This is a genomic window from Serratia sp. Tan611, from assembly GCF_905188235.1.
GTDB classification, from domain to species: domain Bacteria; phylum Pseudomonadota; class Gammaproteobacteria; order Enterobacterales; family Enterobacteriaceae; genus Serratia_B; species Serratia_B rhizosphaerae.
Genome location: NZ_LR994655.1, coordinates 1,702,611 through 1,729,148, shown reverse-complemented (window position 1 = coordinate 1,729,148; position 26,538 = coordinate 1,702,611). Strand labels below are relative to the sequence as shown.

The following is a 26,538-nucleotide window of genomic DNA, read 5'->3' as shown; positions in this document are numbered from 1 at the left end:
CGGGTGTTATTATTCTAACATTCAGCACTAACCATTCAGAGGAAGCGCAATGACTAGCGAAAACATTGATTACGCCAGCTACATCGACCATACCCTGCTGGCGATGGACGCCACCGAGCAGCAAATCAGCAAACTGTGTGAAGAAGCGCAGCAGCACAATTTCTACGCGGTATGCGTGAACTCCGGTTACGTCCCGCTGGTTGCACAGTTACTGCAGGAAAGCACGGTGAAAGTCTGCTCGGTGATCGGTTTCCCGCTGGGCGCGGGCCTGACCGTCACCAAAGCCTTTGAAGCGAAAGCGGCGATTGCCGCCGGCGCGCAGGAAATCGATATGGTCATCAACGTCGGCTGGCTGAAAAGCGGCATGCTGGAGGATGTCAAAGCCGATATCGCCGCCGTGCGTGAGGTTTGCGCAGCTATCCCATTGAAGGTAATATTGGAAACCTGCCTGCTCAGCGACGCGCAAATCGTGCAAGTGTGTGAAATGTGTCGTGAACTTGACGTCGCCTTTGTCAAAACCTCAACCGGCTTCAGCACCGGCGGCGCTCGTGAAGAGCACGTTAAACTGATGCGCGCTACCGTGGGCAGCGAAATGGGCGTGAAAGCCTCCGGCGCAGTACGCGACCGCGCGACCGCCAAAACGATGATCGAAGCCGGCGCCACGCGTATCGGCACCAGTTCCGGCGTAGCCATCGTATCCGGCGAGCAGGCCGCCGCCGGCAGCTATTGATAGCAACGCCCCCGGCGCACTTGCAGTAACCGGGCGCATTTGTTGACTGATGCGGGGTAATGCGTAGTACGCACTGCTCCGCATTGTTGTATCTGGCCCTGGGCCGCCACGGATATCTCTTTATCTCTAAACCGACGGGAGCAACGAATGGAAACGCGGCGCGAAGAACGCATCAATCGATTAGTCCAGGTGTTAAAGCGTTCTGACAAGATCCACTTAAAAGAAGCCGCAGCGCTGCTGGGGGTATCGGAAATGACCATCCGTCGCGATCTCAGCGCCGAACCTGCGGCGGTGGTGTTGCTGGGCGGCTACGTGGTGACCGATCCGCGCAACAACGGCGTGACCCATTACTTTGTTTCTGACCAAAAAGCCAAGCAGGTGAGTGAGAAACGGCGCATCGGCCTGCTGGCCGCCCCGCTGATCGCTGAAAATGATACGGTGTTCTTTGATTGCGGCACCACCACGCCGGCAATTATCGACGCCATTGCCGACGACCTGCCCTTCACCGGCGTCTGCCACTCGCTGAACACCTTCCTGGCCCTGCAGGATAAACCGCAGTGTAAAGTGATCCTGTGCGGCGGCGAATTCAAGCCGAATAACTACATATTCAGCAGTATCGGCCAGCGCAACGAAATGGACAGCATCTGCCCCAATATCGCCTTTATTTCTGCCGCCGGCCTCAGCCTGCAGCAGGGTGCCAGCTGCTTTAACTTTGACGAGCTGGATATGAAGCACCGGGCGCTGGCGACGGCGCAACGTAAGGTGCTGGTGGCCGATCACAGCAAATTCGGCAAGGTGAAGCCGGCCTGCATCGGCCCGCTGACCCTGTTTGACCAAGTGATCACCGACCAGCGCCCCGACGCCGAATTCAGCGATTTCTTCAATCAGCACGCCATCCCCCTTCGCTACTGAGCCGTTCAGGCCGCTGAGCACGGCTCAGCGGCCCTCTAGTACAAATTATCCGCAATTAAATTACCAATAATCCCATCCTGATTGGCCAATACGTTAATAAATTGCAACCGGTAACGGCAGTTATTATTTTCTCTGCGCGGAATAATGACAAAATAGTGTACGACGGCATAAGCGGGCGGTGAATTTTTCGCCTGATTTCGATCGTTGATAATTGGTCGGTATAACACCAAAAAAGTGATTTATTACCAACCGTGGCGCCAACAGCACAAATTTATATGATGAATGTTTAAGCATTCCCTGCCGGGAATAAACCATTCCTCCCGTTTGCACCAACACAAAAAAATCCAATTTATACGTTAATAATCAATTAGTTAATAAAACACCATCTAATAGCATGATGTGATCGCCATCACTAAACCCGCTTAATCCTCGTTTTTAGCTAGATCCCGACCACTGCTTAAAATATATTGCTCATCTTCTGTGCACAGGCAGCGTTTTATCCGGTCATGACGGTAAAGAGCCGGATAAAGCATGCAGTAATAAAAAAACACAATAAAGCATAATGCTTCACGAAGGCGAACATTTAATAAATAAAATTTTAACAAAATGGGTATTTACCGCATATATATCGCATTTGAGAGCGTGATCACGGTTGTTTATGCTGGAAATCGCTATCTTTCTGCCATCAAAAACGGGAGACAAGAATCTTCCGAGTTAATACTCTATTTTCCGCCTAACCTGGGCGGCATGATTTTTAGTGTTAGTTCATCGCCACGATAATTAGCACAATAAACAACCAGGGGGAGGTTCCTTTATCCCCGCAAGAAACGCCTGATTTAACCGGCAGCCGTTGACTGATTTACGGCTTTCGGCTTTAACGTAAATTTTTGACTTTGCTTTTAAATTAACGTGTTCACTTCGGAGATATTTATGGACACTACACAGACCGGCACGATTGTCTCGGCAGCATCGGGTTCCAGCAGTACCTGGCGTAAAAGCGATACCATGTGGATGTTGGGCCTGTACGGCACCGCCATCGGCGCAGGCGTGCTGTTCCTGCCCATCAACGCCGGGATCGGCGGCTTAATCCCGCTGATTATCATGGCCATCATCGCGTTTCCGATGACGTTCTTCGCCCACCGCGGCCTGTGCCGTTTTGTCCTGTCCGGCAAAAATCCGGGCGAAGATATCACCGAGGTGGTGGAAGAACACTTCGGCATCAGCGCCGGTAAGCTGATTACCCTGCTCTACTTCTTCGCCATCTACCCTATCCTGCTGGTTTACAGCGTCGCCATCACCAACACCGTCGACAGTTTCATTACCCATCAGTTGGGCATGGCCTCTCCGCCGCGCGCCATTTTGTCACTGATTCTGATCGTCGGCCTGATGACTATCGTGCGTTTTGGTGAGCAGGCCATCGTCAAAACCATGAGTATTCTGGTGTTCCCGTTTGTTGCCGTGCTAATGCTGCTGGCGCTGTATCTGATCCCTAACTGGACCGGCGCTATCTTCGAAAACGTCTCCCTGTCAGGCGCCGGCACCGGGATGGGCCACGGCCTGATGATGACGCTGTGGCTGGCGATCCCGGTGATGGTGTTCTCCTTTAACCACTCGCCGATTATTTCCGCCTTTGCCGTGGCGAAACGCGAAGAGTACGGCGCGGACGCCGAGAAAAAATGCTCACGCATTCTGGCCTACGCACACATCATGATGGTGCTGACCGTGATGTTCTTCGTGTTCAGCTGCGTACTCAGCCTGTCGCCGGCCGACCTGGCGGAAGCCAAGGCGCAGAACATCTCTATTCTGTCGTACCTGGCCAACCACTTTAACAACCCGATGATTGAATACATCGCGCCGGTTATCGCCTTTGTCGCCATCACCAAATCGTTCCTGGGCCACTACCTCGGCGCACGTGAAGGTTTCAACGGCATCGTCAGCAAGTCGCTGAAAACTCGTGGCAAAACCATCAGCAGCGGCAAACTGAACCGCATCACCGCCATCTTTATGCTGGTCACTACCTGGATTGTCGCCACGCTGAACCCAAGCATTCTGGGCATGATCGAAACCCTGGGCGGCCCGATTATCGCGATGCTGCTGTTCCTGATGCCGATGTACGCCATCCGTAAAGTACCGGCGATGCGTAAATACGCCGGCCATATCAGCAACGCCTTCGTGGTGCTGATGGGCCTGATCGCCATGTCGGCCATCCTGTACTCTCTGTTTAGCTAAATACACTCCCGCCGGCGCGCCATGCGCCGGCTTGCACCATCCCCTTATTCTGTATTTACCGCCTGACACCTGAAGAAGGAGGCGAGACTATGGTCAGCGTTTTCGATATTTTCAAAATCGGTATCGGTCCATCCAGTTCCCACACCGTCGGCCCGATGAAAGCCGGCAAGCAGTTTATCGACGATCTTATCGCTCATCAGCAGCTGATGGACGCCACCCGTCTGGTGGTGGACGTTTACGGCTCGCTGTCCCTGACCGGTAAGGGGCACCACACCGATCTGGCGATTATCATGGGGCTGGCGGGCAATTTACCGCATGACGTCGATATCGACGCCATCCCCGGTTTTATCCGCCAGGTGGAACAAACCGGCCGCCTGGCGCTGGCGAACGGCTGCCACGAGGTGGATTTCCCGCTGGCGACCAGCATGAACTTCCACCGCGATAACCTGCCGCTGCATGAAAACGGCATGCGCATCCGCGCTTTCGACGGCGAGCGGCTGCTGCATGACAAAACCTACTATTCCATCGGCGGCGGTTTTATTGTCGATGAAGCGCATTTCGGCCAGGCCTCTGCCGAGGCGCTGCCGCTGCCCTATCCGTTCCGCTCCGCGCAGGATCTGCAGCAGCACTGTAAAGACACCGGCCTGTCGCTGTCTGGACTGGTAATGCAAAACGAGCTGGCGCTGCGCGACAGGGAAGAGATTGAGACCCACTTTGCCGCCGTCTGGCAGGTGATGCGCACCGGTATCGAACGCGGGATGAATACTGAAGGTTTGCTGCCCGGCCCGATGAAAATACCACGCCGCGCCGCCGCCCTGCGCCGCATACTGGTGACCGGCGATAAGAACAACACCGACCCGATGAACGTGGTGGACTGGCTCAATATGTTCGCCTTTGCGGTCAACGAAGAGAACGCCGCCGGCGGGCGGGTGGTGACTGCCCCCACCAACGGCGCCTGCGGGATTATCCCGGCGGTGCTGGCCTATTACGATAAATTTATCCGGCCGGTTAATACCAATTCCTATAGCCGCTTCTTCCTCGTTGCCGGCGCGATCGGCGCGCTCTACAAAATGAACGCTTCGATTTCCGGCGCGGAAGTCGGCTGCCAGGGCGAGGTCGGCGTCGCCTGCTCGATGGCCGCCGCCGGGCTGGCGGAGCTGATGGGCGGCAGCCCGGCGCAGGTATGTATTGCGGCGGAGATCGCCATGGAACATCATCTGGGGCTGACCTGCGATCCGTTGGCCGGTCAGGTGCAGGTGCCCTGTATCGAACGCAACGCCATTTCCGCCGTGAAGGCGGTCAATGCCGCACGGATGGCGCTGCGCCGCACCAGCGAGCCGCGGGTGTGCCTGGATAAGGTGATTGAAACCATGTATGAAACCGGCAAGGACATGAACGCCAAGTACCGCGAAACCTCACAGGGCGGGCTGGCGATCAAGGTGGTGGCCTGTAATTGATCGCAAAGGGCGCATCATGCGCCCTTTTTTATTTCCCCGTTAGCGGTCAGCCGAAAATGCTGCCGAACCACTGGGTCACTTTCATCATTACCATATCCCAGATGCGGCTGAAGAAGTTGCCCTCTTTCACTTCCTCCATCACCACCAGCGGACGCTGATCGACGGTCTTACCGTCCAGTTGGAAATCAATGGTGCCCACAACCTGATTCTTCGCCAGCGGCGCTTCCAGCGTGGCGGAATTCAGATTATAGCTGGCCTTCAGGTTTTTCATCTGCCCTTTAGGAATGGTGATCGCCGCGTCTTTCGCCACGCCCAGCGGCACTTCGCTCTGCTTGCCGTACCAGACGCGCTGGGTGATAAACGGTTTATCCGCCTTGATTGGCGTTACGGTTTCAAAGAAACGGAAGCCCCAGGTCAGCAGCTTCTCGCTCTCGCCGAAACGCACGCGGTCACTCGGCGCGCCCAGCACCACAGAAATCAACCGCATCGGCCCTTCGGCCGCCGAGGCCACCAGATTATGGCCGGCACCGCTGGTATAACCGGTTTTAATCCCGTCCACTTTCAGATTAGAGCTCCACAACAGGCGGTTGCGGTTCACCTGGCGGATTTTATTGAAGGTGAACTCTTTTTCTTTATGCAGCGCATACTCATCCGGCACATCGCGGATCAGCGCCTGGCTCAACAGCGCCATATCGCGGGCGGTGCTGTATTGCCCTTCCGCATCCAGTCCGTGCACCGTCAGGAAGTGGGTATTTTTCAGCCCGAGGTGTTTGACGTAGTTGTTCATCAGCCCGACAAACGCATCCTGGCTGCCGGCCACGTAATCCGCCAGCGCAATGCTGGCATCGTTGCCCGACTGGATCACGATACCTTTGTTCAGTTCCATCACCGGCACCTGATCGCCCGGTTTGATAAACATCAGGGAAGAGCCGCGCAGCGTCGGGTTGCCGGTCGCCCAGGCGTCTTTACCGACGGTGACCGAGTCGGTCGGCTTGATTTTGCCGGCCTTAATCGCCTGGCCGATAACATAGCTGGACATGATTTTGGTCAGGCTGGCCGGGTCGAGCCGGGTATCCGGGTTGCCTTCCGCCAGAATGGCGCCGCTGTTGTAATCCATCAGAATAAACGCCTTGGCGTCAACCTGCGGAGCCGCCGGCGGCGCGGCGGCCTGCACGGCCGGCGTTGCCAATAACAGGAAGCCGACGCCGAAGGTCAGCTTTTTCATCGGAGAAGCTAAATGTGTTTTCATCATGTCGTCGCCAGAGTGTCCATTCAATTTATTGAAATCGCGTTACCGTTCAAACTCGTTACATCAGCCAAATCAGCGAGAGGTCCCGGGCACCCGCGCCCTGCCGCGTGTTCCCTTGCTACGGGTTATCGCCCGGCCAAGGCTGTGCTAAGAGTTTATTAGATTCGTCTTATTTTTGCAGGGATTAGCATGAAATTTCAGCATTTTTACATAACTGTACGCTTTCGCGCGCAAATTGTCGAAAAAGCTATCCGGACGCTGTTTTTTCACCCCGCTGACGGCTACACGGCCAAGCATCCAAACATCTTTATGCCTAAACGGCCAAAAATCGAATTAATATATTCTATAATGGCATATATAGCAGTTATTTGTTCTTTTAACCGGACAAACAGGCAGAGCTATCATCCAAATAACGGCGAGTAACGCACATTATTCTGGAGGGAAAACATGGCCATCGCACAATCGGCGCTCGCGACGATCGGTAATACGCCGATGCTGGAGTTGACGCACTTTGATACCGGCCCCTGCCGGTTGTTTATCAAACTGGAGAACCAAAACCCCGGTGGATCTATCAAAGATCGCGTCGCGCTGTCGATGATCGAACAGGCCGAACGCGACGGGAAACTGCAGCCCGGCGGCACCATTATTGAAGCCACCGCCGGCAATACCGGATTGGGGCTGGCGCTGGTCGCCGCGCTGAAGGGCTACCGCCTGACGCTGGTGGTGCCGGATAAAATGAGCCGCGAGAAAATTTTCCACCTGCGTGCGCTGGGGGCCAACGTGGTGCTGACCCGTTCAGATGTCGGCAAAGGGCACCCGGCCTATTACCAGGATTACGCCCAGCGCCTGGCGGACGAAACGCCGGGCGCCTTATATATCGACCAGTTTAACAACCCGGCCAACCCGGCGGCGCACACCGCCACCACCGCGCCGGAACTGTGGCGGCAGATGGATCACGACGTTGATGCCATCGTGGTCGGCGTCGGTTCCGGCGGCACCCTGAGCGGGCTGAGCCGCTACTTTTCCGAGGTTTCCCCCACCACCCGTTTTGTGCTGGCGGATCCCGCCGGCTCCATTCTGGCGGACTATCTCGACAGCGGAAATGTGACGGAGGCAGGCAGTTGGCTGGTAGAAGGTATCGGCGAAGACTTTGTACCGCCGCTCAGCGACTTTCGCCAGGTGGCGGCCGCCTACCGCATCGACGATCGGGAAGCCTTCACCACCGCACGCCAGCTGCTGCAGAGCGAAGGCATACTGGCCGGCTCATCCACCGGCACCTTGCTGGCCGCCGCGCTGCGCTACTGCCGGGCGCAGACCGAGCCGCAGCGCGTGGCGACGTTCGTCTGCGACAGCGGCAATAAATACCTGTCCAAAATGTTCAACGACCGCTGGATGCAGGAGCAGGGGCTGCTGGCCACTTCCCAGTTTGGCGATCTGCGCGATCTGATCGCTTACCGCCACGATGAACACGCCGCGGTAACCGCCGCGCCGGACGATACGCTGGCGGTGGTGCACGCCCGCATGCGTCTGTACGACATCTCTCAACTGCCGGTGTTGGACAACGATCGGCTGGTCGGCCTGATCGATGAGTGGGATCTGCTGCATACCCTGCAGGCCGACGCCGGCAACTTTCGTCTGCCGGCCAGACAGGCCATGACCCGTCAGGTGCAGACGCTGCAAAAAGACGCCGACCCGCAGGCGCTGCTGGCAACCTTCAACCACGGCCACGTGGCGGTCATTCTCGACGGCGAGCGCTTCCTCGGCCTTATCACCCGCACCGACGTTCTGAACGCCTGGCGCCAAAAACTCCGTTAATCAAGGACTCTGCTATGACCAAGTTTGCCACCCAGACCGTACATGCCGGCTATACGCCGGACGCCACCGGCGCGGTGATGCCGGCCATTTATGCCACCTCCACCTATGCTCAGCCGGCGCCGGGCGAACATACCGGCTATGAATATTCGCGCAGCGGCAACCCGACCCGCAGCGCGCTGGAAAATGCGATTGCCGAGCTGGAAAACGGCAGCCGCGGCTACGCCTTCGCCTCCGGGCTGGCCACCTGCTCCACGGTGCTGGAACTGCTGGATCAAGGCAGCCATCTGGTGGCAGTCGACGACCTGTACGGCGGCACCTACCGCCTGCTGGAAAAAGTGCGCAGCCGCACGGCCGGACTGCGCGTCACCTATGTCGCTCCGGGTGACACGACGGCGCTGGAGCAGGCGATCGAAGCCGACACCAAAATGATCTGGGTGGAGACCCCGACCAACCCGCTGCTGAAGCTGGCCGATCTGGCGGCCATCGCCGCGATCGCCAAGCGGCACCGTCTGATCAGCGTGGCGGACAACACCTTCGCCTCGCCGTATCTGCAGCGCCCGCTGGAGCTGGGGTTCGACGTGGTGGTGCACTCCGCCACCAAGTACCTGAACGGCCACTCCGATGTGGTGGCCGGCCTGGCGGTGGTCGGCGATAACCCGCAGCTGGCGGAGCAGCTCGGTTTTTTGCAAAACGCGGTGGGCGGTATCCTCGACCCGTTCAGCAGCTTCCTCACCCTGCGCGGCATCCGCACCCTGGCGCTGCGGATGGATCGCCACAGCGCCAGCGCGCTGCACATCGCCCAATGGCTGGAACAGCAGCCACAGGTGGAAAACGTCTACTATCCGGGCTTAACCAGCCATCCGCAGCACGCGCTGGCCGGCCGGCAGATGCGCCAGTTTGGCGGCATGATTTCACTGCGGCTACGCGGCGATGATGACTACGCGCGACGGGTCATCCAGCGGCTGACCCTGTTTACGCTGGCGGAAAGCCTGGGCGGCGTGGAAAGCCTGATCGGCCAGCCCGCCAGCATGACGCACGCCTCCATTCCGCTGGAACAGCGGCTGAAGACCGGTATCACGCCGCAGCTGCTGCGCCTGTCGGTCGGCATTGAAGACGCCGAAGATCTGATTGCCGATCTGCAGCAGGCGCTGGCGGAATAAACTTTTTACTTTACCCTCCCCACGCTCCCCGGCCGCCCGGCCGGGGACGCCGGCCGTCATATCAGCGTCATCAATATTCCTTAAGCTCGGCGCAATTTTATCGTCAGCGGCGAATCCGCTATCCTTAAGCGCACTGCCACCCGACCGGAGAAAAACCGATGGACTTAGCCCTGTTCGACCTGGATGAAACCCTGATTAATGAAGACAGCGCCAGCCTGTGGATCCGCTGGCTGGTTTCCCAGGGGTTTGCGCCGGAAGAGCTGGCCACGCAGGAACAGCAACTGATGCAGCACTATTATCAGGGCAAACTGTCGATGGAGCAGTATATGCAGGCCACGCTGTCGCCGCTGGCCGGGCGCAGCGTCCAGACCGTCGCCGGCTGGGTGGCGCGCTACATCCGCCGTGATATTCTGCCGCGCGTCTACCCCGCGGCGCATGAGCGTCTGCAGTGGCACCGCAGCCGCGGCGACCACATCCTGGTAATCTCTGCCACCGGCGAGCATTTGGTGGCCCCCATCGCCGAACAGCTGGGCGCCGACGGCGCGCTGGCGATCGGCGTTGAGGTGGACGACGGCCGCTTTACCGGCCGCACCTACGGCACCATGACCTATCAGCAGGGTAAAGTAATCCGCCTGGAGGCGTGGCTGGCGCAGCATCCGCAGCGGCATTTCGGGCAGCTGTACGCCTACAGCGACTCGCTGAACGACCGGCCGATGCTGGAGTATGCCGACCATGCGGCGGTGATTAACCCCGACGCCGAGTTGCAGACGCTGGCGCAGCAAAACGGCTGGGAAATCTGCCGCTGGACGCGCTGACGTAAACTCCGGGTGACAAATGCCAGATTGTGGCGTAGGAATAAAGCACGCAATCACACCGTCTATCTGGAGGCATAGCATGCTGACGATCTGGGGCCGAGAGAACTCCAACAACGTGCGCAAAGTGCGCTGGTGCGCCGCCGAGCTGGGGCTAAGCTACCAGCATATCAACGCCGGCGGCGCCTATGGCAAAGTCAATGAACAGCAGTACCGCGCGCTCAACCCAAACGGCCTGGTGCCGCTGCTGCAGGACGATGATTTTGTGCTGTGGGAGTCCAACACCATCGTGCGCTATCTGGCGGCGAAATACGGCGACGCGCCGTTTTACCCGCAGGATTTGCAACAGCGCGCGGCGGCGGAGAAATGGATGGACTGGAACACCGCCAGCGTGACCGAACCGTTCCGCACGGTATTTTGGGGATTGGTGCGCACCCTGCCGGAACAGCGCGATATGCTGAAGATTGAGGCGGCGATCGGCGCGCTGGAAAAGTGCTTTGATATCGTCGAACAGGAACTGGGGCAGCAGCCCTATCTCTCCGGCGAGGCGTTCGGCATCGGCGATATACCGCTCGGCAGCTTTATTTACGCCTGGTTCGAAATGCCGATCGAACGGCAAGAGCGCCCCAATATGGATCGCTGGTACCAACAGCTCTGCGCCCGCCCGGCCTACCGCAGCGGCGTTATGACGCCGTTAACCTGACGGGCCTTCCCCTACGCGCAGCAGTTTGCCGTTGCTTTCATCGGTTAACAGATACAGATAACCGTCCGGCCCGCTGCGCACCTCACGGATCCGCTCGCCGCGATCCTCCAGCAGCCGCTCTTCCGCCACGATTTTATTGTCCACCAGCGTCAGTCGGATCAGCGCCTTCTGCGCCAGCGCGCCGATAAACAGCGAATGCTGCCAACCGCCAAAGCGCGGGTTATCATAAAACGCCATGCCGCTGATGCCCGGCGACACCTGCCAGTAGTGCGCCGGCGCCTGCGTTCCCGCTGCATATTGCCCCTTGGCCTCCGGAATCGGCTGCCCGGAATAGTTGATGCCATAGGTGGCGATCGGCCAGCCGTAATTTTTCCCCGGCTGCAGAATATTGATCTCATCGCCGCCGCGCGGGCCGTGTTCATGTTCCCACAGCGCGCCGTTCCACGGATTGATCGCCAGCCCCTGCGGGTTGCGGATGCCGTACGCCCAAATCTCCGCCTTTTTACCCTGCTGGCCGGCAAACGGGTTGCCCGGTGCAGGCTTGCCCTCGGCGGTCAGCCGCACCACCTTGCCCTGCAGCTTGTCGAGATCCTGCGCCGTCGGCCGCTGGTTGTTTTCCCCCAGCGCGACAAACAGCATCCCTTGACGGTCAAATACCATCTTGCCGCCGAAATGGTTACCCACCGACAGCTTCGGCTGCTGGCGGAAGATGACGCGGAAACCCTCAAGCCGGCGCTTATCGTCGCTCAGCCGGCCGTAGCCCACCGCAGTGCCGGCTTTACCGTCGTCCCCGGCTTCGGCAAAGCTGAGATACACCCGCCGGCTGCTGGCAAAGTCCGGCGCCAGCACTACATCCAGCAGGCCGCCCTGTCCCTGCGCATAGACCTGCGGTACGCCGCCAATCGGCGCCGACAGCCCGTTGTCCTGTTGCCACAGGCGTAAACGGCCGGGCCGCTCGGTAATCAGCATCCCCTGCTGGGCGGGCAAAAACGCCAGCGACCACGGGTACTCCAGCCGCTCCTGCAACTGGGTCACTTCAGGTGCGGCCTGTACGCCGCCGCTCAGCAGCAGGCCGGTGAGTAATGTCGTTCGGGTCAGTCGAAACATGCATCCTCCTTATTTATCAGCGCCTTTTCAGTGTAGCCCAGCCTCCCCGCGCTGCCGCCGGCCGGTCGTTTATCTTTGGCTTTATCTGTGCTTAAGTTAAGAAAAGCACAAGGAGCAAGCATGAATATCACCGTAACAGAAACCATGAGTGACGAGACGCTGGACGCCGTGCGCCAGGGGCTGATGGCGTACAACCGGCCGTTTATCGATACCAGCCTGCGCAAGCCGCTCAGCGTTTACGCCAAAGACGATGACGGCCAGGTGGTGGCCGGCCTGACCGCCGTCACCTGGGGCAACTGGCTGAGTATCGACTGGCTGTGGGTGGCGGAATCTCAGCGCGGCAGCGGCCTGGGGCGCCAGGTGATGCTGGCGGCCGAACGGCAGGCGATGACGCGCGGCTGCCGCTATGCCCGCGTGGATACCTTCAGTTTTCAGGCGCGGCCGTTTTACCAGAAGCTGGGCTATCAGGTGCAGATGACATTGGAAAACTATCCGCTGGAGCACCAGTGCTATTTTCTGACTAAAACGCTGATTGATTAACGGCGGGCAAATGGACAGCAAAACCAGGGTGGTCAACAGCGTCGCCTATAGAGCGGGCAAGCGCTTAGGCGACGTCACCATCGACGATATGCGTGAAATGCTGACCAATGCCACGCACGTCAATCTGGCGCTGTTGACGGTAAAACAAAACGAGGTGGTGAAAAAGCTGGCCTGCTGGCTGTAAGCCCCCTGAAAAATGAGGGCGTCAGGACGATGCCCCATCATGTTGCGATGGGCAGCATCGGGTGTCTCCGGAACGGTCCTCACCGGCGGGGGATAATCCATTCTCCGCCATCAGGCGTTCGCCGGTTTATTAGGCTGTCACGGCCCTATGGATATTCGCTCAGCTAGGAATTTTCTCTAAGCCTGACGCCCACTTAGCCCACTGCAGATAGAACTGGAGCTTTATTTTTAACCTGGTGTAAAATCCCGCAACCTAACCATAATAACGATTTATTTTTGACCTATGAGCAATGTAGCAAGCAAGCCGCCTAAAGTTGGATTTCTTTCGTTAGGTTGCCCAAAAAACCTGGTGGATTCGGAACGCATCCTCACTGAACTGCGTAACGAAGGCTATCAGGTGGTGCCGCGTTACGATGACGCCGAGCTGGTGATCGTCAATACCTGCGGCTTTATCGACAGCGCGGTGCAAGAATCGCTGGAAGCCATCGGTGAAGCACTGCATGAGAACGGCAAGGTGATCGTCACCGGCTGCCTCGGCGCCAAAGAAGACCAAATCCGCGAAGTGCACCCCAAGGTGCTGGAAATTACCGGGCCGCACAGCTACGAGCAGGTTTTGTCGCACGTTCATCACTATGTGCCGAAGCCGCCGCATAACCCGTTCACCAGCCTGATACCGGCGCAGGGCGTCAAACTGACGCCGAAACACTACGCCTACCTGAAAATCTCCGAAGGCTGCAACCACCGCTGCACCTTCTGCATTATTCCGTCGATGCGCGGCGATCTCGACAGTCGTCCTATCGGCTCGGTGCTGGATGAAGCCAAACGCCTGGTGGAGTCCGGCGTCAAAGAGCTGCTGGTGATCTCCCAGGACACCTCGGCCTACGGCGCGGACGTCAAACAGCGCACCGGCTTCTGGAACGGCCAGCCGGTCAAAACCAGCATGGTCAGCCTGTGCGAACAGCTGGCCGGCCTCGGCGTTTGGGTGCGTCTGCACTATGTCTACCCGTACCCGCACGTGGACGAGGTGATCCCGCTGATGGCCGCCGGCAAGATTTTGCCGTATCTGGATATTCCCCTGCAGCACGCCAGCCCGAAAATCCTCAGGCTGATGAAGCGTCCGGGCGCGGTCGAACGCACGCTGGAGCGCATCAAGCGCTGGCGTGAGATCTGCCCGGAACTGACGCTGCGCTCCACCTTTATCGTCGGCTTCCCGGGGGAAACCGAAGAGGATTTCCAGCTGCTGCTCGACTTCCTGCAGCAGGCCAGGCTGGACCGCGTCGGCTGCTTCAAGTACAGCCCGGTGGAAGGCGCCGCAGCCAACGAACTGGCGGACCCGGTGCCGGAAGAGGTCAAAGAGGCGCGCTACCACCGCTTTATGCAGCTGCAGCAGCAGATCTCGGCGCAGCGCCTGCAGGAAAAAGTGGGCCGCGAACTGCTGGTGCTGATCGATGAGGTCGACGCGGAAGGTGCGATTGGCCGCAGTATGGCCGATGCGCCGGAGATCGACGGCGTGGTGTACCTGAACGGCGAAACCGACGTGAACGTGGGCGATATCGTCAAGGTGAAAATCGACCACGCCGACGACTATGATCTGTGGGGCAGCCGCGTCTGACCTTAACGATACGGGGCGGCATCATCCAACGCCGCCCCGCTCCGTCGCTTACTTGGACAAAATCGCCTGCCCCGCCGCCGTCTGCGACCGCGTCGCCAGACTGCCGATCACAAACGCCAACGCGCCGGCGATCAGGCCGCCGTAAATCGGGCTGTTCGCCTGTATGCCCTGATAACACATAAAGCCAATCGCCGTCAGGCTGCCCGCCAACATGCTGGCTATCGCGCCGGCGCTGGTGGCCCGCGGCCAGAAAATCGCCCCCACCAACGGTACCAGCATGCCGCCCACCAACAGGTTATAGGCCAGCGTCAGCGCCGCCAGCACATCGTGCACCAACAGCGCCAGCCCCAGCATCAGTACGCCCATCAGCAAGGTGATCCAGCGCCCGCTGCGCAGGCCGGCCGCCGGACGCCGCCGAATCACCGGCAAGACGTCCTCCAGCGTAATGGTGGCGGACGCCAGCAGGCAGGCGCTGGCGGTGGACATCAGCGCCGCCAACGCGGCGGCGGCCACCAGCCCGCTGACCCCGGCTGGCAGTACCGCCTGCGTAATGGCGGCAAAAGCGCCGTCGGCATTCTCCAGCGACGGCAGCACGATTTTTCCCGCCATGCCGATCAATGCGCCGCACACGCCGTACAGCACGCAGTAAATGCCAGCCCCCAGGCCGGCGTAGCGCGCCACCGTCGGACTGCGGGCGGTAAAGACCCGCTGCCAGATATCCTGCCCGATTAAAATGCCGAAGAAATAGATCATAAAGAACAGGATGATGGTATCGCCGCCGATCGACGACAGCTGGTAATAGCTGTCCGGCAGGCGCTGGCTGAACGCCTGCCAGCCGCCGGCTTTACCGATGCTCATCGGCAGCAGCACCAGCATCATGCCGACGGTCATAATGATAAACTGAATAATATCGGTCAGCGTCAGCGACCACATGCCACCCAGCGTGGAATACAGTACCACCACGCCGCCGCCCAGCAGAATCGCCGTCACCAGCGACAGGCCGAACATCACCTGCATTACACTGCCGATGGCAATCGCCGAGGTGACCGCCACCATCAGATCGTAGGCCAGCATAATCACCGCGCTGGTCACCCGCGCTGCCGGGTGATAACGCCGGGCGAACACCTGGCTAACGGTATACACCTTCAGCTGCAGCAACGGTTTGGCCAGTAGGGTGCTCAGCACCACGATGCCCGCCCCCAGCGATGCGCACAGCCAAACGCCGGAAATGCCGTAGCTGTAACCCAGCTTGACGCTGCCGATGGTGGACGCGCCGCCCAGTACCACCGCAGACAGCGTGCCGAGATACAGCCCCGGCCCCAGATTGCGCCCGGCAACCAGATAATCCTCTTTGGTGGCGGCTTTGCGTATGCCTAGCCAGCCCACCGCGCCGATAACCAGAAAATAGATGGCGATGGTCAACAGATCGAGATTCATAGACCCCTCGTCTTATCAGGATAGATATGGGTTTTCCGCCCGTAACGGCTGCCGGCTCACTGCCCCGGCAGCACGCACAGCATCTCGTACAGCAAATTCGCCGCCAGCAGCGCGGTATTGCCGGAACTGTCATACGGCGGAGAAACCTCGACCAGATCGCCGCCCACCAGCGAAAGCCCGCGACAGCCGCGCACAATTTCCAGCCCTTGCCAGACCGACAGCCCGCCCACTTCCGGCGTGCCGGTGCCCGGCGCAAATGCCGGATCCAGGCCGTCGATATCAAAGCTGAGATACACCGCACCGTCGCCCATTTGCTCACGCACTTCCGCCATCAGCCCCTCCAGCGAGCGGTGCCAGCACTGCTGCGCCTGCACCACGCGGAACCCCTGACGGCTCGACCAGTCGAAGTCATCGGCCGCGTAACCGCTGCCGCGCAGGCCAATCTGCACCACCCGGCGCGCGTCCAGCAGCCCCTCTTCATGGGCGCGGCGAAACGTCGTGCCGTGCGCCAGCTGTTCGCCGAACATGCTGTCGTTAGTATCGGCATGCGCATCCACATGAATCAGCCCCACCGGCCCGTGCCGGCGCGCCATCGCGCGCAAGATCGGCAGCGTCAGCGTATGGTCGCCGCCCAGCGTCAACGGAATGCAGCCATGCTGTATGATGGCGTCGTAGGCCTGTTCGATGCGCCGCACGCTGTCCGCCAGGTTATACGGATTGGTGGCCACATCGCCCAGGTCGGCCACCTGCAGCCGCTCGAACGGCGCCGCGCCGGTGCCCATGTTGTACGGGCGCATCATCACCGACTCCTGGCGAATCTGCCGCGGCCCGTAACGCGTGCCGCTGCGGTTCGAGGTGCCGATATCCAGCGGCACGCCGACAAACGCCGCATCCAGTCCCTGCGCGCTCTCGGCGGCCGGCAGACGCATCATGGTCGGGGTGCCGGCAAAGCGCGGCATCTCATTGCCGCCCTGGGGTTGGTTGAACATAGTTTCTCCTCACATTAGCGCTGTAATTGCAACATTTAAGTAACATTCACACGCTAACCGGCGTATCTGCGAGTTACCATCCTCAGATACCAATGTAAGCATTGATAAAATCGATGCTTTATAACGTCTTATTGCTTTTCATTTCCGTTATATGACATAAGAAGACGCTTGGGGCGGGGTTTTCAGCACTGATGAGGATGTTATTTGATGGTTAAACGCGGTGGCGAGCGGAGGGGCGATGCTGACCAATCTTAGCGATATCGATCTCAAACTGTTGCGGGTATTTGTCGCGGTGGCGCAGGCGCAGGGCGTCAGCGCCGCGCAGGAACCGTTGCAGATGAATCAGTCGACCATCAGCACCCACCTCTCCACGCTGGAAACCCGCCTTGGCTTTCGCCTGTGCCAGCGCGGGCGTTCGGGGTTTATGCTCACTCCCAAGGGAGAACGTATTCTGATCGCCTGCCGGACGCTGTTCAGCGCCGCCCGTGATTTCACCCGCGTCAGCCAGTCGCTGAACGGCCTGCTGACCGGCGATCTGCAGATCGGGCTGGTCGATAACCTGGCGTCGCTGCCCGGCAGCCCCTTCAGCCAGGCGCTCAAACAGTTTTTGCAGCGCCGGCAGGACGTGCAGTTGCACTGCCGCATTTGCTCGCCGGGCGAAATTGAACAGGGATTATTGAACCGCCAGCTGGATCTGGGCATCGGCTATTTCGGCCAGCAGTTGGCGGCGTTGAGCTACCGCCCCTGGCTGGCGGAAACGCAGGCGGTTTACTGCAGCAGCGATCATCCGTTATTTACCCAGCCTAACCCCGGCCGGGAACAAATCGAGAATGCACGCTGGATACAGCGCGGCTATCTGCTGGCGCAGCAGCTGTGCCCGCTGGCGCCCGCCGATCTCGGCGCCGTCGCCTTCCATATGGAGAGCGTGGTGCATCTGATCCTCAGCGGCGAATATGTCGGCTACCTGCCCACGCACTACGCCGCACGCTGGGTGGAACGGGGCGAGCTGCGCCAGCTTGGCGGCCCGCCGCTGAGCTATCAGGCGACGCTCAGCCTGGCGACCCGCCCGCAGCCGACGGAGGATGCCCTGACGGCGCTGCTGGAGGATCTGCAGCGCCAAGGCGGCACGCTTAGCTGACCGGCATCCGCGCCGGATCCGGGTGCTGATAAACAAACCCCAGTTCCCGGCAAATCCGGCTGCCGTCCACCAGCCGCGCCGGCTGATCCGCTTCTGCCGCGAACTGCGGCGGCGTAAGCTGCAATTGCGCCGCCAACTGAGGATAAAACTCGCGTTTCTGCGGGTGGCGCGGCGCGCACAGGTTATAAATATGCCCGCCCTGCGGCAACGTCAGCAGCAGCTGAATAGCGGCAATCACATCATCCTGATGCACCAGGTTGACCCCCTGCGAACCGCCTTTCACTTCTACCTTACCGGCCAGAAAACGGCCCGGATGGCGTTCTGCGCCCACCAACCCGGCCAGGCGTAGAATGTCCACCGAAGTATTGGGCAACTCATGCAGCCAGCGCTCCAGCTCCGCCAGCACGCGGCCAGAAGGGCTTATCGGATTGACGGGCGAATCCTCACTCAGCATGCCGGCGGCGTCGCCGTACACCGAGGTTGAGCTGGTGAAAATAATCCGCGACACGCCGTAGGCCATCGCGCTGTCCACCAGCATGCGCACCGCGTTGAAGTAGTTTTCACTGCCTTCGACGGTGCGGCGCGCCGGCAGCGTGATCACCAGCGCATCGACCTGCAGCAGCGCATCCAGGTCGTCCGGCTCGCATTCCAACTCCGGCGTCAGCGCCAGCGGATAGCATTCAATGCCGCTCATACGCGCGGCTTCCACGCCGTCCGGGGTGGTTTTACTGCCCACCACCTCAAACCCGCGGCTTATCAATGACAGTGCCAACGGCATGCCCAGCCAGCCAAGGCCAACAATGGCGACTTTTTTCATCTCTTCCTCTCCTGAAGATTACGGCGCACTTCGGTTATCAAGGCTACGCCAGTCGCGGCAGCGTGGCAATCAGCGCCCTGTCGGGTTAGGTCAACCGGCGTATAGCTAATAACTGAACCTGTTTCAATAAATTAAATTTATGACCGTAAAAAAGAGTTGCGCTCTCCATAACCTATAGTTTAGGTTAATTAGCAATTCAGTTATTCATGACCTAAAACGAGATTACACATGACGCGCATTCAGTTCAGCCACCATCATCACCATCATCCTGACTAGTCTTTCAGGCGATGAGTGCTGGGAGACGGTTTTTAAATCTTCCAGCGGCGCGCAGATTGTAAGAGAGAGCCCTCGGAAGATTTCTTCCGAGGGTTTTTTTTTGCCCCCGGACAGACAGAAAAGTATTTTTTACAATAAATTCATAAAATTACAGATTAAACAGAGGTTACCATGCTGGACAAAACACGCTTACGAATCGCCATGCAGAAGTCGGGCCGCCTGAGCGACGAGTCGCAGGAGCTGCTGGCGCGCTGCGGGATTAAAATCAACCTGCAGCAGCAACGCCTGATCGCCTTCGCGGAAAACATGCCGATCGATATTCTGCGGGTGCGTGATGACGATATTCCCGGCCTGGTGATGGACGGCGTGGTTGACCTCGGCATCATCGGCGAAAACGTACTGGAAGAAGAGCTGCTGACCCGCCGCGCACAGGGCGAAGACCCACGTTATACCACCCTGCGCCGTCTGGATTTCGGCGGTTGCCGCCTGTCGCTGGCCGCTCCGCTCGATACCGACTACACCGGCCCGCAAAGCCTGCAAGACGCCCGCATCGCCACCTCTTACCCGCACCTGCTGAAACAGTACCTCGACAAACAGGGCGTACGCTTTAAATCCTGCCTGCTGAACGGTTCGGTGGAAGTCGCGCCGCGCGCCGGCCTGGCGGATGCCATCTGCGATCTGGTGTCAACCGGCGCCACGCTGGAAGCCAACGGCCTGCGCGAAGTCGAAGTCATCTACCGCTCCAAGGCCTGCCTGATTCAGCGCGACGGCGACATGCCGGCCGCCAAGCAGCAGTTGATCGACCGCCTGATGACCCGTATTCAGGGCGTGATCCAGGCGCGGGAATCCAAATACATCATGCTGCACGCGCCAAGCGAACGTCTGGAAGAGATCGTTGCGCTGCTGCCGGGCGCCGAGCGCCCGACCATTCTGCCGCTGGCCGGCGCGCAGAACCGCGTGGCGATGCACATGGTCAGCAGCGAGACCCTGTTCTGGGAAACCATGGAGAAGCTGAAGGCGCTCGGCGCCAGCTCGATTCTGGTGCTGCCAATCGAAAAGATGATGGAGTAACGCCATGGCTGACTTCAATACCCCCATCAACTGGGCCGACTGCAGCGCCGAACAGCGCGATGCCCTGCTGATGCGTCCGGCAATTTCCGCCTCGGACAGTATCAGCGCCACGGTGCGCGGCATCCTCGACAATGTAAAAAGCAACGGCGACCGCGCCCTGCGCGAGTACAGCGCCAAGTTTGACAGCGTCGAGGTCGACGCCCTGCGCGTCACGCCGCAGCAGATTGCCGCGGCCGCCGCCCGGTTAGATGATGATATCAAGCAGGCGATGGCCGTCGCCGTCGGCAACGTGACCACCTTCCACAATGCGCAGCAACTGCCGCCGGTTGATGTTGAAACCCAGCCTGGCGTGCGCTGTCAGCAGGTGACTCGGCCGATTGATTCGGTCGGCCTCTATATTCCCGGCGGCTCCGCGCCGCTGTTTTCCACCGTGCTGATGCTGGCAACCCCGGCGCGCATCGCCGGCTGCCGCCGCGTGGTGCTGTGCTCGCCGCCGCCGATCGCCGATGAGATTCTGTATGCGGCGCAGCTGTGCGGCGTGCAGGAAGTGTTTCAGGTCGGCGGCGCGCAGGCGATTGCCGCCATGGCGTTCGGCACCGAGTCCGTACCGCAGGTCGATAAAATCTTCGGGCCGGGCAACGCCTTCGTCACCGAAGCCAAACGCCAGGTCAGCCAGCGTCTCGACGGCGCGGCGATCGATATGCCGGCCGGCCCGTCAGAAGTGCTGGTGATCGCCGACGGCGGCGCCACGCCGGCGTTCGTCGCCTCCGATCTGCTGTCGCAGGCGGAGCACGGCCCGGATTCGCAGGTGATTCTGCTGACGCCGGACGCCGCGATGGCGCGGGCGGTGGCGGAAGCGGTGGAACAGCAGCTGGCGGCGCTGCCGCGTGCGGAAACCGCCCGTCAGGCGCTGGCCGCCAGCCGTCTGATTGTGGCGCGCGATCTGGCCGAATGCGTCAGCATCAGCAACCGCTACGGCCCGGAGCACCTGATCATTCAGACGCGCAACGCGCGCGATCTGGTCGACAGCATTACCAGCGCCGGCTCGGTGTTTCTCGGCGACTGGTCGCCGGAATCCGCTGGCGATTACGCCTCCGGCACCAACCACGTGCTGCCGACCTACGGTTACACCGCCACCTGCTCCAGCCTGGGGCTGGCGGATTTCCAAAAGCGCATGACGGTGCAGGAACTGACGCCGCAGGGCTTTATGAATCTGGCCGCCACCATTGAGCGGCTGGCCGCCGCCGAACAGCTGATCGCCCACAAAAACGCCGTGACCCTGCGCGTCGCCGCACTGAAGGAGCAAGCATGAGCATTGAAAATCTGGCGCGCCAGAACGTGCGCGATCTGACGCCCTACCAGTCGGCGCGCCGTCTCGGCGGCAGCGGCGACGTGTGGCTCAACGCCAATGAATATCCGCTGGCGCCCGACTTTCAGCCGGCAGCCGCAAACCTGAACCGCTACCCGGAGTGTCAGCCGGCGCAGGTGATCGCCCGCTATGCCGAGTATGCCGGCGTCAGCCCGGATCAGGTGCTGGTCAGCCGCGGCGCGGATGAGAGTATCGAACTGCTGATTCGCGCCTTCTGCGAACCGGGGAAAGACGCCGTTTTATATTGCCCGCCGACCTACGGCATGTACGGCGTCAGCGCCGAAACCTTTGGCGTCGAGCGCCGCACCGTGCAAACCACGGCAGCGTGGCAGCTCGATCTGCCGGCGATTGCCGCCAGCCTCGACGGCGTCAAACTGATTTATGTCTGCAGCCCGAACAACCCGACCGGCAACCTGCTGGACCCGGATTCGCTGCGTGCGCTGCTGGAGATGGCCAAAGGCAAAGCCATTGTGGCGGTTGACGAAGCCTATATCGAGTTTTGCCCGCAGGCCAGCGTAGCCGGCTGGCTCAGTGATTATCCGCACCTGGCGATCCTGCGTACCCTGTCCAAAGCCTTTGCGCTGGCCGGACTGCGCTGCGGCTTTACGCTGGCGAACCCGGATCTGATCGCTCTGCTGCTGAAGGTGATCGCCCCCTACCCGCTCTCCAGCCCGGTGGCGGATATCGCCGCCCAGGCGCTCAGCGCCGAAGGCCTGCGCCTGATGCGCCAGCGCGTCGGCGAGATTGCCGGCAACCGTCTGTGGCTGCAGCAGGCGCTGGAAGCGTGCGACTGCGTCGAACAGGTCTTCACCAGCGACAGCAATTATTTGCTGGTGCGCTTCACCGCCGCCAGCAATGTGTTTAAAACCTTGTGGGATCAGGGCATTATCTTACGAGACCAAAACAAACAGCCTGGGCTGTCCGGCTGCCTGCGCATCACCATAGGCACCCAAGATGAATGCCAGCGCGTGATTGACGCGCTGCGCCCGCTGCCCGGAACCACCACGACTCGCCAGGAGCCACTGTGAGCCAGAAATATCTGTTTATTGACCGCGACGGCACGCTGATCGCCGAACCCCCTGAAGATTTCCAGGTCGATCGCCTGGATAAACTGGCGCTGGAGCCGGCGGTGATCCCTTCCCTGCTGGCGCTGCAGGCGGCAGGTTATACCCTGGTGATGATTACCAATCAGGACGGGCTCGGCACCGCCAGCTTCCCGCAGGAAACGTTCGATCCGCCGCACAACCTGATGATGCAGCTCCTGAGCTCGCAAGGGATTCGCTTTGAAGAGGTGCTGATCTGCCCGCATCTGCCGGCGGACAACTGCGAGTGCCGCAAGCCAAAGACCGCGCTGGTGGAACGTTACCTGCAGCCGGGCGTGGTCGATAGCGAACACAGCTATGTGATCGGCGACCGCCAGACCGATATCCAACTGGCGGAAAATATGGGCATTCAGGGGCTTTTGTACCAGCGCGGCGCTCTGGACTGGCCGGCGATTACCCGCCAGCTGACCCAGCGCGATCGCCATGCGCACGTTAACCGCGCGACCAAAGAAACGCAGATCGAAGTGGATGTCTGGCTGGATCGCGAAGGCGACAGCAAGATCAAGACCGGCGTCGGTTTCTTCGATCATATGCTGGATCAGATCGCCACCCACGGCGGCTTCCGCATGAACATTCAGGTCAACGGCGATCTGTATATCGACGATCACCACACGGTGGAAGATACCGCGCTGGCGCTGGGTGAAGCGCTGCACAAGGCGCTGGGCGACAAGCGCGGCATCGCTCGTTTCGGCTTTATGCTGCCGATGGACGAGTGCCTGGCGCGCTGCGCCATGGATATCTCCGGCCGGCCGCACCTGGAATATAAGGCCGAGTTCAACTATCAGCGCGTCGGCGATTTAAGCACCGAGATGATCGAACACTTTTTCCGTTCGCTCTCCTACACCATGGGCTGCACGCTGCACCTGAAAACCAAAGGCAAAAACGATCACCACCGGGCTGAAAGCCTGTTTAAAGCCTTTGGCCGTACCCTGCGCCAGGCGATTCGCGTGGACGGCAATACGCTGCCCAGCTCGAAAGGAGTGCTGTGATGAACGTGGTCATTCTGGATACCGGCTGCGCCAACCTCTCTTCGGTCAACTATGCGGTCAGGCGGCTGGGTTACCAGCCTGAGGTCAGCCGCGACCCGGAGATCGTGCTGCGCGCCGACAAGCTGTTTCTGCCCGGTGTCGGCACCGCCAAAGCCGCGATGGAGCAGCTGGCGCAGCGCGAGCTGATTGATCTTATCAAAGCCTGCACCCAGCCGGTGCTGGGCATCTGCCTCGGCATGCAGCTGCTGGCGGACAGCAGCGAAGAAAACGGCGGCGTCGACACGCTGGGAGTGCTCGACGTACAGGTGAAACAGATGGAGGCCGGTGGCCTGCCGCTGCCGCATATGGGCTGGAACCAGGTTTCCGCCCGGGCCGGCAGCCACCTGTTCCGCGGCATCGATGACGACGCCTATTTTTACTTCGTCCACAGCTACGCGATGCCGGTATGTGCAAACACTATCGCCCAAGCGGACTACGGCGCGCCCTTCACCGCCGCCGTGCAAAAAGACAACTTCTTCGGCGTGCAGTTTCACCCAGAACGTTCTGGAGCCGCCGGCGCGCAGTTAATGAAAAACTTTCTGGAGATGTAGGCAGCATGATTATCCCCGCATTGGATTTGATCGACGGCAAGGTGGTACGCCTGCATCAGGGCGATTACGGCCAGCAGCGCGACTACGGCAGCGATCCGCTGCCGCGCCTGCAGGATTATCAACAACAGGGGGCGCAGGTGCTGCACCTGGTGGATCTCACCGGAGCGAAAGATCCGAGCGCCCGTCAGCTGCCGCTGTTGCGCCAGCTGCTGAACGGCGTAACGGTGCCGGTACAGGTCGGCGGCGGCATCCGTAGTGAGCAGGACGTGGCGTCCCTGCTGGAAGCCGGCGCCAGCCGCGTGGTGATTGGCTCCACCGCCGTGAAACAGCCGGCGCTGGTGCAAAGCTGGTTTGAACGTTACGGCGCGGACGCGCTGGTGCTGGCGCTGGATGTGCGTATTGACGCCTCCGGCAGCAAGCAGGTGGCAATCAGCGGCTGGCAGGAAAACTCTGACGCCACGCTGGAACAGGTGGTCGAGCAGTTTCTGCCCTATGGCCTGAAACACGTGCTGTGCACCGATATTTCACGCGATGGCACCCTGGCCGGCTCCAACGTGGCGCTGTATCAGGAAATCAGCCGTCGCTACCCGCAGGTGGCCTTCCAGGCTTCCGGCGGCATCGGCGGGCTGGATGATATCGCGGCGTTGCGCGACAGCGGCGTGGAAGGCGTGATCGTCGGCCGGGCGCTGCTGGAAGGTAAATTTAGCGTTGAGGAGGCCATCGCATGCTGGCAAAACGGATAATTCCCTGTCTGGATGTGAAAGACGGGCAAGTGGTGAAAGGCGTGCAGTTCCGCAACCACGAGATCATCGGCGATATCGTGCCGCTGGCGCAGCGCTATGCCGCAGAAGGCGCAGACGAACTGGTGTTCTATGATATTACCGCCTCCAGCGACGGCCGCGTGGTGGATAAAAGCTGGGTGTCGCGCGTAGCGGAAGTGATCGATATCCCCTTCTGCGTCGCCGGCGGCATTAAAAGTGCCGATGACGCCAGCCAGATCCTGTCGTTCGGCGCCGACAAGATCTCCATCAACTCGCCGGCGCTGGCGGATCCGAGCCTGATCGGCCGGCTGGCCGATCGCTTTGGCGTGCAGTGCATCGTCGTTGGCATCGACACCTGGTATGACGAAAACAGCGGTAAGTACCACGTCAACCAATATACCGGCGATGAAAGCCGTACCCGCGTCACCCAGTGGGAGACGCTGGACTGGGTGCAGGAAGTGCAAAAGCTGGGTGCCGGGGAAATCGTGCTCAACATGATGAACCAGGATGGCGTTCGCAACGGCTACGATCTGGAACAGCTGCGCCGCGTACGTGAAGTGTGCAATGTGCCGCTGATCGCCTCCGGCGGCGCCGGCACCATGGCCCACTTCCTGGAGGCCTTCCGCGACGCCAACGTCGACGGCGCGCTGGCGGCATCGGTGTTCCATAAACAAATCATCAATATCGGCGAACTGAAACGGTTCCTGGCCGATAACGGCGTGGAGATTCGCGTGTGTTAACCGAACAACAGAAAGCCCGGCTGGACTGGGAAAAAACCGATAACCTGATGCCGGTCATCGTGCAGCACGCCGTTTCTGGCGAGGTGCTGATGCTGGGCTATATGAACCGGGAAGCGCTGGCCACTACCGAGAGCAGCGGCAAGGTGACCTTTTACTCCCGCACCAAACAGCGCCTGTGGACCAAGGGCGAAAGCTCCGAGCATTTCCTCAACGTGGTCAGCATCACGCCGGACTGCGATAACGATACGCTGCTGATTCTGGCGCAGCCTATCGGCCCAACCTGCCATCTGGGCAACAGCAGCTGCTTCCACCCGGCGGCCAGCGACTGGACCTTCCTGTATCAGCTGGAACAGCTGCTGGCGGCGCGCAAGGATGCCGACCCGCAAAGCTCGTATACTGCCAGTCTGTACGCCAGCGGCACCAAGCGCATCGCGCAGAAAGTGGGCGAAGAAGGCGTGGAAACCGCGCTGGCGGCGACGGTGAATGACCGCGAAGAGCTGACCAACGAGGCCTCGGATCTGATTTATCACCTGCTGGTGCTGCTGCAGGACCAACAGTTGGATCTGAGCACGGTGATCGGCCGGCTGCGCGAACGGCATCAGAAATAATAACCGCCTATACAGGCACGGATACTACCGTGCCTGATCCTTTCCCCACTTCATCCAACACTCCCTGCTTCACATTTAAAAAGACTTCTGTCAAAATTTTATATGGCTAAAATGAAAAGCAATCTATACAACATGATTAGG

The 26,538-nt window shown here is 60.0% G+C and carries 25 protein-coding genes, 1 pseudogene and 1 other annotated feature; of the genes and pseudogenes, 21 read left to right on the top strand and 5 right to left on the bottom strand.

The genetic code is table 11. The annotated features are described in order from the left end of the window. The first annotated feature begins 49 nt into the window (after positions 1 to 49). The 4 genes from deoC (at position 50) to TAN611_RS08160 (ending at position 5,328) form a co-directional block, all read left to right on the top strand. The gene (deoC, locus tag TAN611_RS08175) at positions 50 to 730 is read left to right on the top strand and encodes a deoxyribose-phosphate aldolase (RefSeq protein ID WP_105230468.1); all 681 of its coding nucleotides are present in this window, start codon (positions 50 to 52) and stop codon (positions 728 to 730) included. A gap of 147 nt (positions 731 to 877) precedes the next feature. Beyond that, positions 878 to 1,642, top strand: coding sequence for a DNA-binding transcriptional repressor DeoR (gene deoR / locus TAN611_RS08170; RefSeq protein WP_105230467.1), 765 nt, complete (start codon positions 878 to 880; stop codon positions 1,640 to 1,642). 930 nt (positions 1,643 to 2,572) lie between these two features. Continuing rightward, positions 2,573 to 3,871: an HAAAP family serine/threonine permease gene (locus TAN611_RS08165; protein WP_203067521.1), complete on the top strand. Its 1,299-nt coding sequence runs from the start codon at positions 2,573 to 2,575 to the stop codon at positions 3,869 to 3,871. An 89-nt stretch (positions 3,872 to 3,960) separates the two neighbouring features. Further along, positions 3,961 to 5,328 carry an L-serine ammonia-lyase gene (locus TAN611_RS08160; RefSeq protein WP_203067520.1) on the top strand — a complete coding sequence of 456 codons (1,368 nt, stop codon included), beginning with the start codon at positions 3,961 to 3,963 and terminating at the stop codon, positions 5,326 to 5,328. Positions 5,329 to 5,374: 46 nt separating this feature from the next. Here the strand turns inward: TAN611_RS08160 and TAN611_RS08155 are convergent, their stop codons facing one another. Beyond that, complete coding sequence (locus TAN611_RS08155; protein WP_203067519.1) at positions 5,375 to 6,580, bottom strand: serine hydrolase; 1,206 nt, start codon at positions 6,578 to 6,580, stop codon at positions 5,375 to 5,377. Positions 6,581 to 7,024: 444 nt separating this feature from the next. Here TAN611_RS08155 and TAN611_RS08150 point away from each other — a divergent pair, with 444 nt between their 5' ends. From TAN611_RS08150 to TAN611_RS08135, 4 genes are all read left to right on the top strand, one after another. After that, on the top strand, positions 7,025 to 8,392 hold the full coding sequence (locus TAN611_RS08150) for a cystathionine beta-synthase (protein ID WP_203067518.1): 1,368 nt from the start codon (positions 7,025 to 7,027) through the stop codon (positions 8,390 to 8,392). Between the two features lie 14 nt (positions 8,393 to 8,406). Then, positions 8,407 to 9,552 (top strand): PLP-dependent aspartate aminotransferase family protein, encoded by a 1,146-nt coding sequence (locus tag TAN611_RS08145; RefSeq protein WP_203067517.1) that lies wholly within the window; start codon positions 8,407 to 8,409, stop codon positions 9,550 to 9,552. A 158-nt stretch (positions 9,553 to 9,710) separates the two neighbouring features. Next, positions 9,711 to 10,367 (top strand): HAD family phosphatase, encoded by a 657-nt coding sequence (locus TAN611_RS08140; RefSeq protein ID WP_105230461.1) that lies wholly within the window; start codon positions 9,711 to 9,713, stop codon positions 10,365 to 10,367. Between the two features lie 79 nt (positions 10,368 to 10,446). Next, positions 10,447 to 11,067 (top strand): glutathione S-transferase family protein, encoded by a 621-nt coding sequence (locus TAN611_RS08135; protein ID WP_203067516.1) that lies wholly within the window; start codon positions 10,447 to 10,449, stop codon positions 11,065 to 11,067. Here TAN611_RS08135 and TAN611_RS08130 read toward each other — a convergent pair. Further along, positions 11,059 to 12,174 (bottom strand): PQQ-dependent sugar dehydrogenase, encoded by a 1,116-nt coding sequence (locus TAN611_RS08130; protein WP_370576248.1) that lies wholly within the window; start codon positions 12,172 to 12,174, stop codon positions 11,059 to 11,061. The genes TAN611_RS08135 and TAN611_RS08130 overlap by 9 nt on opposite strands. Positions 12,175 to 12,294: 120 nt before the next feature. Here TAN611_RS08130 and TAN611_RS08125 point away from each other — a divergent pair, with 120 nt between their 5' ends. The 3 genes and pseudogenes from TAN611_RS08125 (at position 12,295) to rimO (ending at position 14,509) form a co-directional block, all read left to right on the top strand. Then, on the top strand, positions 12,295 to 12,714 hold the full coding sequence (locus TAN611_RS08125; protein ID WP_203067515.1) for a GNAT family N-acetyltransferase: 420 nt from the start codon (positions 12,295 to 12,297) through the stop codon (positions 12,712 to 12,714). A gap of 79 nt (positions 12,715 to 12,793) precedes the next feature. Further along, positions 12,794 to 12,892, top strand: a pseudogene (locus TAN611_RS08120) (magnesium transporter); the annotation flags it as partial. 288 nt (positions 12,893 to 13,180) lie between these two features. Continuing rightward, positions 13,181 to 14,509 carry a 30S ribosomal protein S12 methylthiotransferase RimO gene (gene rimO / locus TAN611_RS08115; protein WP_203067514.1) on the top strand — a complete coding sequence of 443 codons (1,329 nt, stop codon included), beginning with the start codon at positions 13,181 to 13,183 and terminating at the stop codon, positions 14,507 to 14,509. Positions 14,510 to 14,557: 48 nt separating this feature from the next. Here rimO and TAN611_RS08110 read toward each other — a convergent pair whose 3' ends face one another. Both TAN611_RS08110 and speB read right to left on the bottom strand, forming a co-directional pair. After that, entirely contained in the window at positions 14,558 to 15,946 is a 1,389-nt protein-coding gene (locus TAN611_RS08110) for a sodium:solute symporter (protein ID WP_203067513.1), read from the bottom strand. A gap of 56 nt (positions 15,947 to 16,002) precedes the next feature. Then, the gene (speB, locus tag TAN611_RS08105; protein WP_105230455.1) at positions 16,003 to 16,935 is read right to left on the bottom strand and encodes an agmatinase; all 933 of its coding nucleotides are present in this window, start codon (positions 16,933 to 16,935) and stop codon (positions 16,003 to 16,005) included. A 238-nt stretch (positions 16,936 to 17,173) separates the two neighbouring features. On the opposite strand from speB, the gene TAN611_RS08100 reads away from it, so the two are divergent. Beyond that, positions 17,174 to 18,073 (top strand): LysR family transcriptional regulator, encoded by a 900-nt coding sequence (locus TAN611_RS08100; protein ID WP_105230454.1) that lies wholly within the window; start codon positions 17,174 to 17,176, stop codon positions 18,071 to 18,073. On the opposite strand, the gene TAN611_RS08095 is transcribed toward TAN611_RS08100, so the two are convergent. Continuing rightward, positions 18,066 to 18,890 carry an SDR family oxidoreductase gene (locus tag TAN611_RS08095; RefSeq protein ID WP_197951633.1) on the bottom strand — a complete coding sequence of 275 codons (825 nt, stop codon included), beginning with the start codon at positions 18,888 to 18,890 and terminating at the stop codon, positions 18,066 to 18,068. The two genes, TAN611_RS08100 and TAN611_RS08095, sit on opposite strands and share 8 nt — an antisense overlap. 228 nt (positions 18,891 to 19,118) lie before the next feature. On the opposite strand from TAN611_RS08095, the gene hisL reads away from it, so the two are divergent. The 9 genes from hisL (at position 19,119) to hisIE (ending at position 26,397) form a co-directional block, all read left to right on the top strand. Beyond that, positions 19,119 to 19,166: a his operon leader peptide gene (gene hisL / locus TAN611_RS08090; protein WP_101495319.1), complete on the top strand. Its 48-nt coding sequence runs from the start codon at positions 19,119 to 19,121 to the stop codon at positions 19,164 to 19,166. Beyond that, positions 19,142 to 19,268: a sequence feature (His leader region), on the top strand. Its footprint overlaps the gene before it by 25 nt. 69 nt (positions 19,269 to 19,337) lie before the next feature. Further along, complete coding sequence (gene hisG, locus TAN611_RS08085; protein WP_105230452.1) at positions 19,338 to 20,237, top strand: ATP phosphoribosyltransferase; 900 nt, start codon at positions 19,338 to 19,340, stop codon at positions 20,235 to 20,237. Between the two features lie 4 nt (positions 20,238 to 20,241). Beyond that, on the top strand, positions 20,242 to 21,549 hold the full coding sequence (gene hisD, locus TAN611_RS08080; protein ID WP_105230451.1) for a histidinol dehydrogenase: 1,308 nt from the start codon (positions 20,242 to 20,244) through the stop codon (positions 21,547 to 21,549). After that, positions 21,546 to 22,634 carry a histidinol-phosphate transaminase gene (hisC, locus tag TAN611_RS08075; RefSeq protein WP_203067512.1) on the top strand — a complete coding sequence of 363 codons (1,089 nt, stop codon included), beginning with the start codon at positions 21,546 to 21,548 and terminating at the stop codon, positions 22,632 to 22,634. Before hisD ends, hisC begins: the two co-directional genes overlap by 4 nt. Continuing rightward, positions 22,631 to 23,698, top strand: coding sequence for a bifunctional histidinol-phosphatase/imidazoleglycerol-phosphate dehydratase HisB (gene hisB, locus TAN611_RS08070; RefSeq protein WP_105230449.1), 1,068 nt, complete (start codon positions 22,631 to 22,633; stop codon positions 23,696 to 23,698). The genes hisC and hisB overlap by 4 nt, the downstream gene beginning before the upstream one ends. Then, on the top strand, positions 23,698 to 24,288 hold the full coding sequence (hisH, locus tag TAN611_RS08065; protein WP_203067511.1) for an imidazole glycerol phosphate synthase subunit HisH: 591 nt from the start codon (positions 23,698 to 23,700) through the stop codon (positions 24,286 to 24,288). Before hisB ends, hisH begins: the two co-directional genes overlap by 1 nt. A 5-nt stretch (positions 24,289 to 24,293) precedes the next feature. Further along, complete coding sequence (gene hisA / locus TAN611_RS08060; protein ID WP_203067510.1) at positions 24,294 to 25,031, top strand: 1-(5-phosphoribosyl)-5-[(5-phosphoribosylamino)methylideneamino]imidazole-4-carboxamide isomerase; 738 nt, start codon at positions 24,294 to 24,296, stop codon at positions 25,029 to 25,031. Next, a complete protein-coding gene (gene hisF, locus TAN611_RS08055; RefSeq protein WP_105230446.1) occupies positions 25,013 to 25,789 on the top strand; it encodes an imidazole glycerol phosphate synthase subunit HisF in 777 nt (258 codons plus the stop codon). Before hisA ends, hisF begins: the two co-directional genes overlap by 19 nt. Further along, the gene (gene hisIE, locus TAN611_RS08050) at positions 25,783 to 26,397 is read left to right on the top strand and encodes a bifunctional phosphoribosyl-AMP cyclohydrolase/phosphoribosyl-ATP diphosphatase HisIE (RefSeq protein WP_203067509.1); all 615 of its coding nucleotides are present in this window, start codon (positions 25,783 to 25,785) and stop codon (positions 26,395 to 26,397) included. Before hisF ends, hisIE begins: the two co-directional genes overlap by 7 nt. Positions 26,398 to 26,538 lie beyond the last annotated feature (141 nt).

Bases quoted from the DNA above. Each gene is read 5' to 3' on its own strand.
- TAN611_RS08100 (WP_105230454.1), top strand. From the start codon at position 17,174: ATGCTGACCAATCTTAGCGATATCGATCTCAAACTGTTGCGGGTATTT.
- speB (WP_105230455.1), bottom strand. From the start codon at position 16,935: ATGTTCAACCAACCCCAGGGCGGCAATGAGATGCCGCGCTTTGCCGGC.
- deoC (WP_105230468.1), top strand. From the start codon at position 50: ATGACTAGCGAAAACATTGATTACGCCAGCTACATCGACCATACCCTG.
- hisG (WP_105230452.1), top strand. From the start codon at position 19,338: ATGCTGGACAAAACACGCTTACGAATCGCCATGCAGAAGTCGGGCCGC.
- hisC (WP_203067512.1), top strand. From the start codon at position 21,546: ATGAGCATTGAAAATCTGGCGCGCCAGAACGTGCGCGATCTGACGCCC.
- TAN611_RS08150 (WP_203067518.1), top strand. From the start codon at position 7,025: ATGGCCATCGCACAATCGGCGCTCGCGACGATCGGTAATACGCCGATG.
- hisA (WP_203067510.1), top strand. From the start codon at position 24,294: ATGATTATCCCCGCATTGGATTTGATCGACGGCAAGGTGGTACGCCTG.
- TAN611_RS08155 (WP_203067519.1), bottom strand. From the start codon at position 6,580: ATGATGAAAACACATTTAGCTTCTCCGATGAAAAAGCTGACCTTCGGC.
- hisF (WP_105230446.1), top strand. From the start codon at position 25,013: ATGCTGGCAAAACGGATAATTCCCTGTCTGGATGTGAAAGACGGGCAA.
- TAN611_RS08145 (WP_203067517.1), top strand. From the start codon at position 8,407: ATGACCAAGTTTGCCACCCAGACCGTACATGCCGGCTATACGCCGGAC.
- TAN611_RS08165 (WP_203067521.1), top strand. From the start codon at position 2,573: ATGGACACTACACAGACCGGCACGATTGTCTCGGCAGCATCGGGTTCC.
- hisD (WP_105230451.1), top strand. From the start codon at position 20,242: ATGGCTGACTTCAATACCCCCATCAACTGGGCCGACTGCAGCGCCGAA.
- hisH (WP_203067511.1), top strand. From the start codon at position 23,698: ATGAACGTGGTCATTCTGGATACCGGCTGCGCCAACCTCTCTTCGGTC.
- rimO (WP_203067514.1), top strand. From the start codon at position 13,181: ATGAGCAATGTAGCAAGCAAGCCGCCTAAAGTTGGATTTCTTTCGTTA.
- TAN611_RS08125 (WP_203067515.1), top strand. From the start codon at position 12,295: ATGAATATCACCGTAACAGAAACCATGAGTGACGAGACGCTGGACGCC.
- TAN611_RS08095 (WP_197951633.1), bottom strand. From the start codon at position 18,890: ATGAAAAAAGTCGCCATTGTTGGCCTTGGCTGGCTGGGCATGCCGTTG.
- deoR (WP_105230467.1), top strand. From the start codon at position 878: ATGGAAACGCGGCGCGAAGAACGCATCAATCGATTAGTCCAGGTGTTA.
- TAN611_RS08160 (WP_203067520.1), top strand. From the start codon at position 3,961: ATGGTCAGCGTTTTCGATATTTTCAAAATCGGTATCGGTCCATCCAGT.
- TAN611_RS08130 (WP_370576248.1), bottom strand. From the start codon at position 12,174: ATGTTTCGACTGACCCGAACGACATTACTCACCGGCCTGCTGCTGAGC.
- TAN611_RS08135 (WP_203067516.1), top strand. From the start codon at position 10,447: ATGCTGACGATCTGGGGCCGAGAGAACTCCAACAACGTGCGCAAAGTG.
- TAN611_RS08110 (WP_203067513.1), bottom strand. From the start codon at position 15,946: ATGAATCTCGATCTGTTGACCATCGCCATCTATTTTCTGGTTATCGGC.
- TAN611_RS08140 (WP_105230461.1), top strand. From the start codon at position 9,711: ATGGACTTAGCCCTGTTCGACCTGGATGAAACCCTGATTAATGAAGAC.